The following is a 14,249-nucleotide window of genomic DNA, read 5'->3' as shown; positions in this document are numbered from 1 at the left end:
AGATGAGTCTTAGATTGAAAACCATTTTAGGCATAGCTGGCATTGAAATCGTGATGCTGATGACACTTGTTTTAAGTTCAGTAAAGTTCTTATCCGATTCCAATGAGCAACAACTGTTGCAGCGTGCCGACACCATGCTATCCATGTTCGCAGGTGCAACAAAAGAAGCCGTCATCTCCTCAGATCTACAAACGCTGAATGTTTTGGTCAAAGACATCTTAGAAGTAAAAGACCTTTGTTACGTTCGGATATATAACGCTCAAGGTCGTCTACTTGTAGAGGGAGGGGAAGAAAACTTATTAGGGCATTTTGCTGCAATGGATACAGGGTTATCCTCCTCGAAAGATGGGGTCTTTGACAGAGCCACGTCTATTACCACTGGGGCAATGCGCCATGGTCATATCGAAATGGGGTTCGCAACAAAAGACATTAATGGGATGCTCTCAAAAGCCAAACGCTGGATACTGAGTATCGCGACAATTGAAGTCGCATTAGTCACCTTGTTTTCCCTTATTTTGGGCTCCTACCTCACTCGTAATTTGTACAAAATAAAACAAGCCGCTCTTTTAGTAACGCAAGAAGGTCCGGGCGTTCAAGTGGCCATCGCAGAGGGAGACGAAATAGGCGACTTAGCAAAAGCGTTCAACTCCATGTCACAGAAACTGGCTGATAAACAAAAAGAATTAGAGGTTGCGCGTAAACAAGCCGAAACTGCGAGTGAAGCAAAAAGTCGCTTTCTTGCTTCAATGAGCCATGAAATTCGCACACCCATGAACGGGGTTTTAGGCTTACTAGGAATATTGGAACAAACCCCTCTACAAAACGATCAAAAGGAACTGGTTCATACAGCTTCCGATTCTGGTCAGCTCTTGCTCTCCATTATCAACGATATTCTCGATTTCTCTAAAATGGAAACCAGTACACTTCTTCTTGAACCTGTTGGGTTCAACCTAAACGAAAGCCTTCATCAATCGATAGATTTCTTTAAACCTCAAGCACACAAAAAAGGCATCTACTTAGAGTTGTCGGTTAGCCCCAATGTTCCCGACTTTGTATACGGCGACGTATATCGGTTTAAACAAGTTTTGCTCAACCTTATTGGAAACGCAGTCAAATTTACTGAGCATGGCGGAGTTGACGTACAGGTTTACTCAGAGCGGCATGAAGGGAGAATCGAGCTTAAATGCTCTGTTAAAGACAGCGGAATAGGCATTGCTGAACAGCACATGCCTCATCTTTTTGATGAGTTTACCATGGTCGATCAAACCTTTGCCCGTCACTATGAAGGTTCAGGGCTTGGATTAGCGATAACCCAACGACTTCTGCATTTAATGGAGGGAAAAATTGAAGTACAAAGCGTTGACGGAATCGGTAGCGAATTTCGCTTCAATGCTTGGTTTGACCAATCCAATCAAAACGAAGTAGAGCAACACTATCACCAGCAGCCAGACACTGATACAGACCTTTCCAATGCTCACTTACTGGTGGTTGAAGACAACAGCGCAAACCAAATGGTGATCAAGAATACATTGCAGTACGCTGGCATCACACCTGATATTGCGAATAACGGGCGTGAAGCGATCGAGGCTGTAAAGCAGGCGCACTACGATCTCATCTTAATGGACATATCAATGCCAGAGATGGACGGCATGACGGCCACAAAGCACATACGCGCTCTCTCTGAAGAGTATTCCAATATTCCTATTATTGCCCTAACGGCTCATGCCCTGTCGGGGGACCGAGAACGATTTATTGAATCCGGGATGTCGGACTATCTTCCGAAACCTTTTAATCGCTCAACTTTATTATCTTGTCTAAGCTTACATTTAAGTAAAAAAAAGTCAGAGGGCACTATGGAAAACGGCTCACAAGAAAGAAAACAAGATATCGAGCAGATTACCGCATTTGAACATGATAGTGATCACATCACGTTAGTCGATGAGTCGGTTATTCAACAGATAATCTACGATACCGATAGCAGTGTATTACCAGAACTCATCGAGTTCTATTTACAAGAGTCTGAAGAACGAGTGGCAAACCTAATGGAAGCGGCTAACTCGAAAGATCAGAAAGCGCTGGAATTCGAATCCCACACCCTTGGGAGCAGTTCAGTTACATTAGGAAATCTAAGACTTTCAAAACACGCGCGGAAAATCGAATTGCTGTGTGTGCAAAATAAAATGGAAGAAGCACTAGAATGCGCCGCCGCATTACCTGATGTGGCAGAGCTTTCTTTTGCGGCATTACGCGAAAGGAATTCTCGCGGTTTTGAATAGCGTATTGAACTATCGAACTTATTGAAAAGCATAGGGTTAACTTTGCAGAATCATGCAATGTCTGCTTAACTCAATATTAAACAAATATAACAACGTTCAATTGCTTACTTGGATTTGTTAACTCTAAGTATTCGACGTCCTTGGAATTAGAACCATGTAAACGCATGGGAGATGTAAGACTATGAATCAACCAAACGTTCTTTTAGTCGAAGATTCAACTTCTTTAGCTATCCTTTACAAACAATACGTAAAGAGCGAGCCCTATGATTTCTTTCACGTCGCTACAGGTGCTGAAGCTAAAGAGTTTATTGAGAAAACCCCACCTCAATTAGTAATCTTGGATCTTAAGTTACCAGATATGACAGGGCAAGATGTTCTGGCGTGGATACGTGAGAACCAAATATCCACCTCGGTCATCATTGCCACGGCTCATGGTTCCGTTAATGTTGCTGTGGATTTGATGAGAATTGGCGCTGATGATTTTTTGGAAAAACCCATTAACGCTGATCGCCTTAAAGCCTCGATTAAAAACCATTTAAAACGTAATAAGCTCGAAAACTTGGTGGAAGATTTGCAATCCACTCTCGATAGAAAACGCTATCAAGGCTTTATCGGCTCATCATTGCCAATGCAAGCGGTGTATAAAATCATTGATTCTGTTGCCCCTACCACAGCAAGTGTATTTGTTTGTGGAGAGAGTGGCACTGGTAAAGAAGTATGCGCAGAGGCGATTCATAATCAGAGCAATCGAAAAGACAAACCATTCATTGCGCTGAATTGCGGTGCCATACCTCGCGATTTGGTTGAAAGCGAAATTTTTGGGCACATGAAAGGCGCATTTACTGGGGCAGCCACAGATCGAAAAGGAGCCGCTTCCCTCGCAAGCGGTGGTACGTTGTTTCTTGATGAGCTTTGTGAAATGGAATTGGACATGCAGAAAAAGCTGCTGCGATTTCTGCAAACAGGTCGCTTCACTCCCCTTGGAGGAACCAAAGAGATCCAAGTTGATGTGCGCATCATTTGCGCGACCAACCGTGATCCGCTGAAAGAAGTGTACGAGGGGCGGTTCAGGGAAGATTTGTATTATCGAGTAAACGTGGTCCCAATCAACCTTCCTCCCCTTAGAGATCGAGATACGGACATCATCGACATTGCAAAATTCTTTTTGCGTAAGTACGCCCGGCAAGACAAGAAAAAATTCACCAGCTTTAAACGAGATACGGAACTCATGCTGTGCAATTACGACTGGCCAGGTAATGTTAGGCAGCTGCAAAATATTATTCGCAATATTGTGGTTCTTAACGACGATGTACAAGTTTCGGTGGATCATCTCCCGCCACCATTGAATTCATCGCCGTCAGGTCTTGGTAAAGCTCAGAGCATGAATATGTCGGCAACCATCGCGAAAAAGCCAATTCCGGCTACACCAGAGCCGATTTATACCCCAACTGCGGCGCACACATCGCATTCACAATCCGAGCCTAATGACAATGAGACTGCAGCGCTAAGCTCTCCGTCCCATCAAGCCATAGAAAAAGACAATATGAAAATACGCCCAATGGCAGAAATTGAACGTGAGGTTATCCAAAATGCCATCGAATACTGTGATGGCAATGTGTTAAATGCAGCGGTCTTGCTCGAGCTGAGCCCATCAACCCTATACCGAAAAAAACAAGCATGGGAAACCCATGAAGAAGAGGAATGATACGCTTCGTGTATGGCTTGTTCTAGATTCACAGAGCTTCGGGGGCATTGAATCTCATATTGTCCAATTAGCACTTGGTCTGATCTCTTTGGGGTGTAAGGCTGAAGTTGTTTTCGTAAAACAATACAACTCAGCCCACCCAATGCTTCCTAAACTGAACGCTCTCAGTATCCCCTACCGCTTCTTGTCCGGAAGCCCGATAGATTTGTTCAAACAAATTAAAATAGAGAACCCTGATGCCATTCATACACACGGCTACAAGGCATCACTCTATGCTCGGTTAGTTCGTCCTTTCATTTCACCTGCAATTATTAGCACAATGCACGCTGGCGAAATAGGTTCAGGAAAACTTAAGTTGTATTTATGGTTAGAACGCAATACCCATCTATTAAGCCACCATTGTTTCGCCGTAAGTTCGAAAATAGCGGATCGAGTGAAAACTCCGATCCCCATCATCAAAAACTTCATCAACATTGAACAATCCAATTTCAGCAACGGTGAACAAATCGCTTTTGTCGGAAGGTTGAGCGAAGAAAAAGCACCAGATAGGTTCCTAGAAATGGCATCTAATGACCTCAATCATCAGTATCACGTTTATGGTGATGGCCCTATGATGCAATTACTCAGTGCAACCGCCACAGAGAATGTGGTTTTTCATGGTCAGCAAGCGGATATGTCTGGCGTGTGGCAAAATATTGGCTTATTGGTCATTCCTTCGCACTACGAAGGCTTACCAATGGTTGCGCTAGAAGCGATGTCTCGAGGCATCCCTGTTGTGTCAACGCCTGTCGGAGACCTCCCTAAGCTTATCCAAAACGGTGTAAATGGATGGGTAAATGACTATACGCTGTTGCCAGCGGCAATCGCACAATGGCAATCAATGCCACAGGTCAAAAAAATGGCGTTCAAAAAAATGGCGCGACGAGCCATAGAAAATAGCTATTCGGCTCAGGCAGTTATCCCCTCTTTGTTGAAAGTTTATCACCGGAGCATTCAGGATTAGCATTTTGAGAATCGATTTTCAAAATGCTAATGCACCTTTGCAATAATAGGAAACAAAGAGCACATCAACTTTTCACATCACTATAAATCAATAAGATACATAAAAAACCCAAACTGGCACATCTATTGCTGTTACTCATTACAAGCCATTTAAGAAATGGATCGTAGGGAGGCAATATGATGGCAACAACAAATATTTTGCTTGTTCAGCATGACAATGAAAGCCCAAATGAGATCGCTAATCGTCTTAGGGTGATATTTTCTGGTCTGAATACCAAAGCATTTACCATCACATTGTGGCATCGCCTAAATGCAGATTTAGAAAACAGATTACAGAGCGATTTTCCTGCGGTTAAGTTTTACTCTTCTGCGACCCGCAGCACTGAATCTTTGGCGGGTTGGTATCAAAAATACCAGGTTGGAAAAAGAATTGTACGCAGTGAAGAAATCTCGTTAATTCACTGCCTCGATATTCAATGCTGTCAGTGGATGAACTGGGTTTCTAATCATTGCGATGTGCCCATAATAGCGGACATAGGTTTTGAGTTCGCAGACGCGCACTCGTTACCTTTGGGTATTAGATTAATGCCCAAACTTATTACACCTAGCAATAACATTTCCAATGCCCTCAAAGCATTTGGGTATCCGAGCGAACAGCTGGAGGTTATCCCAAGTCCTGTTGCGCTTACTAATGTTAAATCGAGTACAGCAAGAGTACTTAATTTAAAAGACCATTTTGATATCGGTGAAGATGACTACATTTTGATCAATTCAGAGCCGTTAGAGGTTTCAAGCGGAATTGATTCACTGATACAAGCACTCTCTATCGTTCGCGTAGACCAACCCAATATTCACTTAGTTTTATTGGGGCAAGGGGAAGATAGGTGCGAGCTAGAACAGCAAGCCATGCTTTTGAACATTAAAGAATTTGTTCACTTTGTCTATAGCCCCGACAACCATACCCCTTATTTACAGCAAGCTGATGTTTACATTAGTGGCGCGCGAAAAGAAGGCGCAAGAACTCATATCCTTGCAGCTGGCCAAAACCGATTACCGACAATTGCTCCTATGCTAGGCAGTAACCCAGAATTGATTCGCCAAGGTATGACAGGCTTTCTGGCCCTCGCCCATTCGCATGTTTCACTCAGCGAAGCCATCGAAATGATCACAGCTGATTCAGACCGCTTATCTTGCTTTTCAGAACAAGCTCACTTTTTAGCACAAAGATTATCCGATCCAAAACGCTACTGTGCATCACTTGTATCGGTATACGTGCAAGAAATCGAAACACACTACGAAAATAATGATTCTGCCCATTTATCTCCTCTTCTAAATAATTTGGGCTACATAACTAAGTTGCTAACGGGTGGTAAAGCAACGGGAGGTTCACTATGAACAACACATCTCACATACTGGTTGTCTCTCCTAACGAGCAAGGTCTAAGTGCAAAAAATCTTACCCAAGATGTACTTGGACAGCTGAAAGGAGACGATACAAAGATTACCGTTATGGCACCCGAACATTCCAAGATCGAAGGCTACAATACGGTCTCGATGGGCAAAGAAAACATGTCTGCCAATGCTCATGCGATTGCTCGTTGGTACCGTGCCTTTTTGTTTTGTTGTTATGTACTTTACGCTAGATTAAAGTTTGGTGAGATCTCGGGTGTTTTACTGACTGCTCAACCGAGCCACAGCTCCCCTGTTTATTGGCTTCGTAACTTGCTCAAATATCAAGTTGTTCAGATTGTGTGCCAACCCGTCAGTTGGACGCCTAAAAATGGTGCCAGTCTCGTCAAAGCAGACCGAGTGTTTTATTTACAAAGCATGCGAGAATCCATGTTTGAAGCCATTGCATGTCAATGGCAGCATTGCCCAAATACAACTGCCCACCAGCAGGCACAAGATGTTATCCATAGTGAAAGGTTTACGCCCTTCAAACTTGGTTACGCTCATGTTGAGCAAGCGGTAGAAAGCGACGCTGAACATTCTCAAGTCTATTGCGAAACGCAGACTAAAAATTTGTCTCATTTGCTTGATGCGTTAGCACATACCGAGCAAAGTGCTCGCCCAACTATTCAACTCAGACAGTCCGGTGCGAATGAAAACCGAAACACTGACCTAAAACATCAATCCGATCATTTGGGTTGCTATAAAATCGAAGGCTCGATTCCTTGGTCACCTGGGCATGTTTATCTCGCATTACCAGAAAACCCAGACAACGAAAGGCAGATTTTAAAAGCGTTAAGTTCAGGAATGTGTGTGATTTTACCGGCAGATGGGTCTTTTTGGGACTTGGCGTTATCTAACCAAGTGAACTGCTTAAAGTACAAGCCTTACGACACGTCATCGTTAAAAGAAAAGTTAGAACTGATTGTTAATGCACCGTCTTCTTTGCTTCAAATATCCAAAGCTGGCGCGCACATCGCGAATGGATACCGCGCAGACCAGTGCTATAACAGCATTATTTCGGCTCTAACTAACCGTTCAATTACTGAGCAGCACGACTAGGGTCTGTTGATCTTTCGAGATGACTTTTGCAGCAATTTGTGGGTTATTTATACAAGGCAGAGCTTATTCGGTGTAGTCGCTCTACATCAATAGGCGATAACGCAGTAGAAATAGGTCACAAATGCTGCCCGAAGGGTTCGCTTCTATGCACTTTACTCTTTGTTGCAAGGTATTTGCTTAGAATGACTAGGCTACACACCTTGCGCCGCGATTAAAATGCATAGAAGTCGAAGAAAATTTAACCGCGAAAGATCAACAGACCCTAATCTCTCTTCTGTCCAAGTCACATAATCAATAAAAAAGCACTATCGAACATCAATCGATAGTGCTTTTTCCGTTCAATGAATCCACCCGTAACTTGCTGGAATCATACTGCGTTTAGGAACCATTTCGTCACTGCTGAAAAAGGCGAATAGCGACATGTGAATGAGCATGAAATTTTATCTAGATAGGTATGGTCTATACTTATAAGCAAAGTGTATACAAAAGTGATATTTATAGTACACAAACAAAGAGGCTTTTAACCCTAGGCATGTAAAATGCAGACATAACTAAATTGGCTCTTCGTTATCTCATATAGAGAAAATAGACACATCGAAGAGGTGAATTGTTAGGCAAATTGAATATTGAAGCCATTTTCTTTCTCAATTTGCATAAAGCCAAGATTTAGGAGGCGTTATGTTACCTAATCAACAACCGAAAAAACCGACAAAACAGAAACCCACAACAAGAAAAGACTCATCTAAAACGCGTGTCAAATTGAGAATCCCAATGTCATTGACATAAATACATACTTAAATCACTGTATTTTAAATAAAATAATTCTGGCACAATCATTGAAAGAGCATAGTCATCGCTTCTGCATAAACAGGACAGACTATGCTCTCATTAAAACTACAGACTCTAAAAAATTGGCTAAAGCATAGCAATACACCTACCGCACGTTTTCTATTTCGCGTCATCAAGCGAGTAATTCACTTCGAGCTTTCCTTCCCAAAAGTGGTAAACAGCGGGATCTATTTTTCTTATCAATTATTCTCCTCAACATTCTCCGCTATCACACGAGTCGTTTTTAATACTCCGGCATTCAAAGGTCGCTTGAGTCAATGTGGTAAAAACCTATATTTGTACGGCGGTATTCCATTTGTTTCTGGACCTATATCGATTTCTATCGGCGACAATACGAGAGTATCGGGGCATACCACATTTTCGGGACGCACTCTTAGCGAAAACCCGACGTTGCTTATTGGCAATAATGTTGACGTTGGTTGGCAAACCACAATAGCCGTCGGTACGACTATAATATTAGGAAACAATGTTCGAATTGCAGGGAGAGCATTTCTATGTGGCTATCCGGGTCACCCAATAGAAGCGAGCGCAAGAGCTAAAGGGCTACCCTGCCTAGATGAGCAATGTGGCGACATTATATTAGAAGACGACGTTTGGTTGGCGACCGGAGTATCCATAATGAAAGGTGTCACAATAGGGAAAAGAACCATTGTTGCAGCGAATAGTGTTGTAACCCATGACTTACCATCGGATGTGTTAGCGGCAGGCAACCCTGCAAAAATCATCCGACATTTAACCCCTGAATGCCTACAGGAGGTACGTGATGCCTCGTGATTTAATTGTATTCGGAGAAGATTGGGGCGGGCTACCCTCCAGTACCCAACATTTGGTTAATCGCCTTAGTAAAAACCGTAAAGTGCTGTGGGTAAACTCTATTGGGCTACGTAAACCTCGCCTTACCGCGCACGACGTTAAGCGAGCGTGGAACAAAATTAGTGCTTCAAAAACCAAGCTCCCTAAGCAACTTCAAAACCAAGCGGAGTTTCCAGTGATCACATTGAAAACCCTTCCCGCCCCTAGCTCGCGTCTTGGTCGACACCTTGCACAAAAATGGATGCGTTCACAATTGCTTCCTATTCTCGATCATTACGGAATGAAAAATCCGATTCTTTGGACTTCCCTACCTACGGCAGCGGACCTTTGCGGCACTTTGGGTGAATCTTCCGTTGTGTACTACTGCGGCGATGATTTTGGAGCCCTATCAGGCGTCGATCACGAATGCATTTTGCAACACGAGTCTAAGTTGGTGGAGAAAGCCGACCTCATATTAACGGTAAGCCATCACTTAATGCACAAATTTCCCCATGAAAAAACACAATACCTGCCACACGGTGTCGATTTCACTTTGTTTTCGAATCACGCAGAACGCGCTGCAGATCTCCCTAAAGATGGCAAACCCATTGCTGGCTTTTACGGCAGCCTTTCGAAATGGCTAGATTACGACATGCTAAGTCAAACCATGCGTTCTCTGCCAGAGTGGAACTTTGTGTTCATTGGCCAATTGGAGTTACCAACTAACCCATTACCTAACCTGCCCAATGTTCATTGGCTCGGTCCAAGACCTCATCATACCTTGCCTTCATATAGCCAACATTGGCAAGCGAGCCTTCTGCCTTTTATTGATAACGAGCAGATTCGGGCGTGTAATCCACTAAAGTTGCTGGAATACATCGCAGCTGGGACACCAATCGTCACAACAGACTTTCCTGCATTAGAACCCTTTAAACAATTTGTTCAATGCGTGAGCAATACCCATGAGCTGAGCTCTGCGATAGAAAACAGCCAATTTGCGGTAAATACATCTCAGGTTCAAGCAGCAGCAAGGCATTCATGGGATAGCCGAGCAAAAGACTTAGAAAGCTGGCTGGAGGCTTTATGATGACAATTGGTCAGCGTGTATTGATTATTTTGATGGGCGCTTGGCGCAGGCGCTACGTAATCGCCGTCCCTATCGTACTTTTCCCCATTATTGGTTTTATCATCGGTAAAACCACACCGAGGTATTATGATTCGCACACCAGTATGTTGATTCAAGAAACCGCCAAAATGAATCCATTCTTGGAGGATCTCGCGGTTTCTACCATGCTAAAAGACCGATTGGATGCGCTAAAAACACTTCTGCACAGCCGCCACATTCTTGCATCTGTCGCGAAAGAGCGAGGTCTACTTCCTGAAAACCCGACCCCAGCCGAATTGGATTATGTTATTGGTGAACTATCTTCAAGTTTAAAGGTAACCAAGCTAGGGCGTGATTTACTAAGAATTGAATACCGATCCTCTACTGCTGAAGGCATGGCAGAAACGTTAGAGGCTGTTAGCTTGCACTTTGTAGAGCAACTATTGGCACCAGAACGTTCATCTATGGTCGACTCGCAAAATTTCCTGTCCACTAACATTAAATATCGCCAAGAGGAATTGGACAAAGCCGAGGCCAACCTCGCCGATTTCAAAAGTAAAAATGGCTCCTTACTACCAGAAATGCAGCTAGAAGCGTTAGGCAGGCTCGCGAAACTTAAGCAAAGATTGTTTGAACGACAAGCTGAATACGCAGGTGCAAAAAAAACACTCGGTAGTTTGGATATTCAGTTGTCCAAAACCAACCCTGTTGTAGGGAAAATTGAAGAACAGATCATTCGTATTCGAAGTGACCTAACGTTACTAAGAGCCAAATACACCGATTCTCATAGTAAAGTTCAAGCAAAGATTCGTAATCTAAGACGATTAGAAGCCGAGCGAAATATTCTTCTAGATCAAACCCAACCCACCTTAGATAGCGCTCAACTCTGGGATATCGCGAGCTCTTCATCACTAGATAATTATGGGGAGAGTCAACCTGTCCTAATTTCCCAGCTCGAAGATTTACAAAAAGCGCGTTCCAACGTAGACAGCTTAAGCGAAGAAATCAAAACAATTCAGATCATGATTTCAGAGCTAGAAGTATTGACGTCAAGCTTTGGCGAAAATGAAAAACAACTTTTAAATTTGCAGCGCGATCTTTCTCTAAAAAGGCAACTCTACGAGAACCTATTGGAGCGATTCGAAATGGCTCGTCTCACCAGTTCACTTGGCGTCTTTGAGCAAGAAAAGCGTGTAAAAGTCATTGATAGACCATACACCCCAAGTGCGCCTTCCAACTTGCCGCCTATTGTATTTCTCATTGCAGGAATAATTGGAGGGTTTGGTATGGGCGCAGGTATTGCATTGATATTGGAGCTCACCGACACCGCGATCCGACGCCGAGATGAAGTCGAAGAAATAACGGGAAAACCAGTATTAACAAGAGTGCCAAAAATGAAAAACATGAATGACGACGTGTTGAATTTAGGAGCTGAGACCCAAGAAATGCCTTTCATTGATATTAAGCCTACACGGTGATTCAACACAAACTTAAACCGAAAGTACACTGACCCAAAAACAACCTAAGCTAGCCCGTTTCCAAACGGGCTTTTTCTCGCACTTTCTTGAATGCCTCTTTCAAATACCAAAATACAAATTTTCTAATACGTCTCTCAAACCGACTATCAAAATGAGAAACCTTAATAACATAAAAGATAAAAACACATATCTCCTTGTATTTAAATGATTTTATTCTTGGCATGAGTTTCGCTAAGTAATAAATAAGATACATGGAATTGTGAGTGGATAGATGAAAACAATCGTACACGTTGTTCAGCATTTAAGACCTGGGGGAATCGAAGTCATGGTTCTTGATATGCTGCGATTTGCGGATAAAGCCAACAAAGTGTTTGTCGTTAGCCTTGAGGGTTCAAAAGAAAATTCACTCCGAGCATGGCCTCGGTTAAAAGACCACGAAAGTCAGCTTTTTTTCCTCAACAAACACCCCGGCTTGAAGCCAAAACTATTGATGACAATGAGGAACTTACTTTCCACGCTCAAAGCTGATGTTGTCCATAGCCATCACATTGGCCCTTTACTCTACGGTAATATCGCAGCACGAATAGCAAACGTACCAGTCCGAATTCATACCGAGCATGATGCGTGGCACTTAGACAATGACGCAGATGTCCGCCTAGAAAAACTGGCATGTTACTTATCTCAGCCTAAATTGGTGGCGGATGCGGACTTTGTAAAAGAAAAGCTTGCGAACGTACTTGAAGATATTCCCGTCGAAACAATTCATAACGGAATCGACTGCGAGCGCTTCATGCCTGGTGATACTAACATTGCCCGCAAACGTTTGAACTTACCTATTGATAAAAAAATTATTGGTTGTTCAGGTCGGATGGAATGGGTAAAAGGTCACGACACATTACTTTATGCCTTGAAATATTTGCCATCGAATGTCGTATTGGCTATCGCTGGTCACGGTACACAGCGATCTTCACTTGAAGCACTGACTAAGAAACTGAATTTAAAGGAACGAGTATTTTTCCTTGGTTTCACCGACGATATGGTGAGCTTCTATCAATCACTTGATTTGTATTGCCTACCGTCACGCAATGAGGGTTTTCCCCTTTCCACCCTAGAAGCTCAAGCGTGTAACGTACAATGCGTTGCAACCGACGTGGGTGGTGTTAAAGAAGCCATTTGCCCAGAGTCTGGGATATTAGTGACATCAGACAACTCTTCCTTAATGAATGAAGCATTGAGCAGCGTGCTGAATGGTGAAAATTCGTGCACACCGAGAAATTACATCGTTAAAAACTACGACATTAGAAATATGACTTCTGCCTATGAAAAGCTTTGTAATAAAGGAGAAAAGTAATGGAGTTATTCCTAATCTCTACAACGGTTATTTGCATATTTTTGGTGGTCTATCATCACGTAGGATACCCGCTATTTTTAAGCATAGTTGCCAAGCGAGTGAAACCAACAGAGCTCTTATCCCAACAACGCTGTTTTCGTGCTGAAAATACGGACATAGAGCTCCCAACCGTGACTCTGATCATTCCTGCCTACAACGAACAAGATTGGATTGCCGAGAAAATTAGAAATGTGTGCTGTTTAGACTACCCACCAAGCCAATTAAAAGTTTGGATTGCGTGTGATGGCTGTACAGACCAAACAGCTGAAATCGCATTCAACACAATTCAAGAAGCGATATGCGAAGAGGTACACATTGAAATCTTTGATTTTCAAATTAACCAGGGCAAAGTCGCCATGGTTAACAAGATGGTGGAAAAAGCCGACAGTGACATTGTCGCTTTAAGCGATGTATCCAGCTTGATTTCATGTGATGCCCTACTGATTGCCGCTAAACATTTTGAGTCTCCTTCCGTTGGCGTAGTGAACCCCAAATATCAAATTATTTCTGGTGACCATGCCGAACAACAATATTGGCAATACCAAGGTGCAATAAAGCAAAGTGAATGTTTATTAGGCTCAGTTCTTGGAGCGCACGGTGCCTTTTATATGTTTAGGAGAGCATTATTTGAGGAGCTAGAATTCGATACCATCAATGATGATTTTATTATACCAATGCGTATTGTTAAGCGAGGTTATAAGGGCGTTTACGAACCTCAGATGTTGGCACTGGAGCTCGAACAAGTCTCTATGCAACAAGATTTTAAACGCCGCTTAAGAATATCTGCTGGTAATCTACAACAAACACTTCGCTTGTTTGCCATGTTAAACCCAAAGCACAAAGGCGTGGCTTTTGCCTTCTTTTCCGGAAAAGGGCTGCGTGTCACCATGCCATATTTGATGATGTTTGCTCTAGCAGGTTCCATTTTACTGAGTGAACACCCCTTATTTATGACCGCTGCTGCTTTACAGATTGCTGGTTACTCTATCGCTCTTTTTACTTACCTGCTACCAAGAGTGTTCACCTATAAACATTTCAAAACCCTTGCTTACGTCATTTCAGGGCATGTCGCCAGCTTCATTGGTGGGATGCGGTATCTACTTGGGTTAGAAAAAGGTCAATGGGAACGAATTTAGGAGACG

General features: G+C 43.0%; 10 protein-coding genes. All 10 read left to right on the top strand.

All coding sequences use genetic code 11. The features are described 5' to 3' along the window. The first annotated feature begins 2 nt into the window (after positions 1 to 2). Positions 3 to 2,276 (top strand): response regulator, encoded by a 2,274-nt coding sequence (locus tag Q8W40_RS20770; RefSeq protein ID WP_305399933.1) that lies wholly within the window; start codon positions 3 to 5, stop codon positions 2,274 to 2,276. A gap of 181 nt (positions 2,277 to 2,457) precedes the next feature. Further along, positions 2,458 to 3,981 (top strand): sigma-54-dependent transcriptional regulator, encoded by a 1,524-nt coding sequence (locus Q8W40_RS20765; RefSeq protein ID WP_305399931.1) that lies wholly within the window; start codon positions 2,458 to 2,460, stop codon positions 3,979 to 3,981. Next, a complete protein-coding gene (locus tag Q8W40_RS20760; protein ID WP_305399929.1) occupies positions 3,965 to 4,984 on the top strand; it encodes a glycosyltransferase family 4 protein in 1,020 nt (339 codons plus the stop codon). Before Q8W40_RS20765 ends, Q8W40_RS20760 begins: the two co-directional genes overlap by 17 nt. 176 nt (positions 4,985 to 5,160) lie before the next feature. Continuing rightward, positions 5,161 to 6,378 (top strand): glycosyltransferase family 4 protein, encoded by a 1,218-nt coding sequence (locus Q8W40_RS20755; protein ID WP_305399928.1) that lies wholly within the window; start codon positions 5,161 to 5,163, stop codon positions 6,376 to 6,378. Continuing rightward, a complete protein-coding gene (locus Q8W40_RS20750; RefSeq protein ID WP_305399926.1) occupies positions 6,375 to 7,493 on the top strand; it encodes a hypothetical protein in 1,119 nt (372 codons plus the stop codon). Before Q8W40_RS20755 ends, Q8W40_RS20750 begins: the two co-directional genes overlap by 4 nt. An 879-nt stretch (positions 7,494 to 8,372) precedes the next feature. After that, positions 8,373 to 9,116 (top strand): acyltransferase, encoded by a 744-nt coding sequence (locus Q8W40_RS20745; protein ID WP_305399924.1) that lies wholly within the window; start codon positions 8,373 to 8,375, stop codon positions 9,114 to 9,116. Then, on the top strand, positions 9,106 to 10,221 hold the full coding sequence (locus Q8W40_RS20740; RefSeq protein WP_305399922.1) for a glycosyltransferase: 1,116 nt from the start codon (positions 9,106 to 9,108) through the stop codon (positions 10,219 to 10,221). The genes Q8W40_RS20745 and Q8W40_RS20740 overlap by 11 nt, the downstream gene beginning before the upstream one ends. Further along, the gene (locus Q8W40_RS20735) at positions 10,218 to 11,717 is read left to right on the top strand and encodes a GumC family protein (protein WP_305399921.1); all 1,500 of its coding nucleotides are present in this window, start codon (positions 10,218 to 10,220) and stop codon (positions 11,715 to 11,717) included. The genes Q8W40_RS20740 and Q8W40_RS20735 overlap by 4 nt, the downstream gene beginning before the upstream one ends. Positions 11,718 to 11,988: 271 nt before the next feature. Then, on the top strand, positions 11,989 to 13,068 hold the full coding sequence (locus Q8W40_RS20730) for a glycosyltransferase (protein ID WP_305399919.1): 1,080 nt from the start codon (positions 11,989 to 11,991) through the stop codon (positions 13,066 to 13,068). Next, a complete protein-coding gene (locus tag Q8W40_RS20725; protein WP_305399918.1) occupies positions 13,068 to 14,243 on the top strand; it encodes a glycosyltransferase family 2 protein in 1,176 nt (391 codons plus the stop codon). The genes Q8W40_RS20730 and Q8W40_RS20725 overlap by 1 nt, the downstream gene beginning before the upstream one ends. Positions 14,244 to 14,249 lie beyond the last annotated feature (6 nt).

This window comes from Vibrio penaeicida (genome assembly GCF_030689305.1).
In the GTDB taxonomy this organism is placed as follows: domain Bacteria; phylum Pseudomonadota; class Gammaproteobacteria; order Enterobacterales; family Vibrionaceae; genus Vibrio; species Vibrio penaeicida_B.
The sequence above is the reverse complement of the archived record's forward strand: the minus strand, read 5'-3'. Positions and strand labels throughout refer to the sequence as shown.

Excerpts from the sequence above, each read along its gene's own strand:
- Q8W40_RS20770 (WP_305399933.1), top strand. The coding sequence starts at position 3 with ATGAGTCTTAGATTGAAAACCATTTTAGGCATAGCTGGCATTGAAATC.
- Q8W40_RS20735 (WP_305399921.1), top strand. The coding sequence starts at position 10,218 with ATGATGACAATTGGTCAGCGTGTATTGATTATTTTGATGGGCGCTTGG.
- Q8W40_RS20740 (WP_305399922.1), top strand. The coding sequence starts at position 9,106 with ATGCCTCGTGATTTAATTGTATTCGGAGAAGATTGGGGCGGGCTACCC.
- Q8W40_RS20750 (WP_305399926.1), top strand. The coding sequence starts at position 6,375 with ATGAACAACACATCTCACATACTGGTTGTCTCTCCTAACGAGCAAGGT.
- Q8W40_RS20730 (WP_305399919.1), top strand. The coding sequence starts at position 11,989 with ATGAAAACAATCGTACACGTTGTTCAGCATTTAAGACCTGGGGGAATC.
- Q8W40_RS20765 (WP_305399931.1), top strand. The coding sequence starts at position 2,458 with ATGAATCAACCAAACGTTCTTTTAGTCGAAGATTCAACTTCTTTAGCT.
- Q8W40_RS20725 (WP_305399918.1), top strand. The coding sequence starts at position 13,068 with ATGGAGTTATTCCTAATCTCTACAACGGTTATTTGCATATTTTTGGTG.
- Q8W40_RS20760 (WP_305399929.1), top strand. The coding sequence starts at position 3,965 with ATGAAGAAGAGGAATGATACGCTTCGTGTATGGCTTGTTCTAGATTCA.
- Q8W40_RS20745 (WP_305399924.1), top strand. The coding sequence starts at position 8,373 with ATGCTCTCATTAAAACTACAGACTCTAAAAAATTGGCTAAAGCATAGC.
- Q8W40_RS20755 (WP_305399928.1), top strand. The coding sequence starts at position 5,161 with ATGATGGCAACAACAAATATTTTGCTTGTTCAGCATGACAATGAAAGC.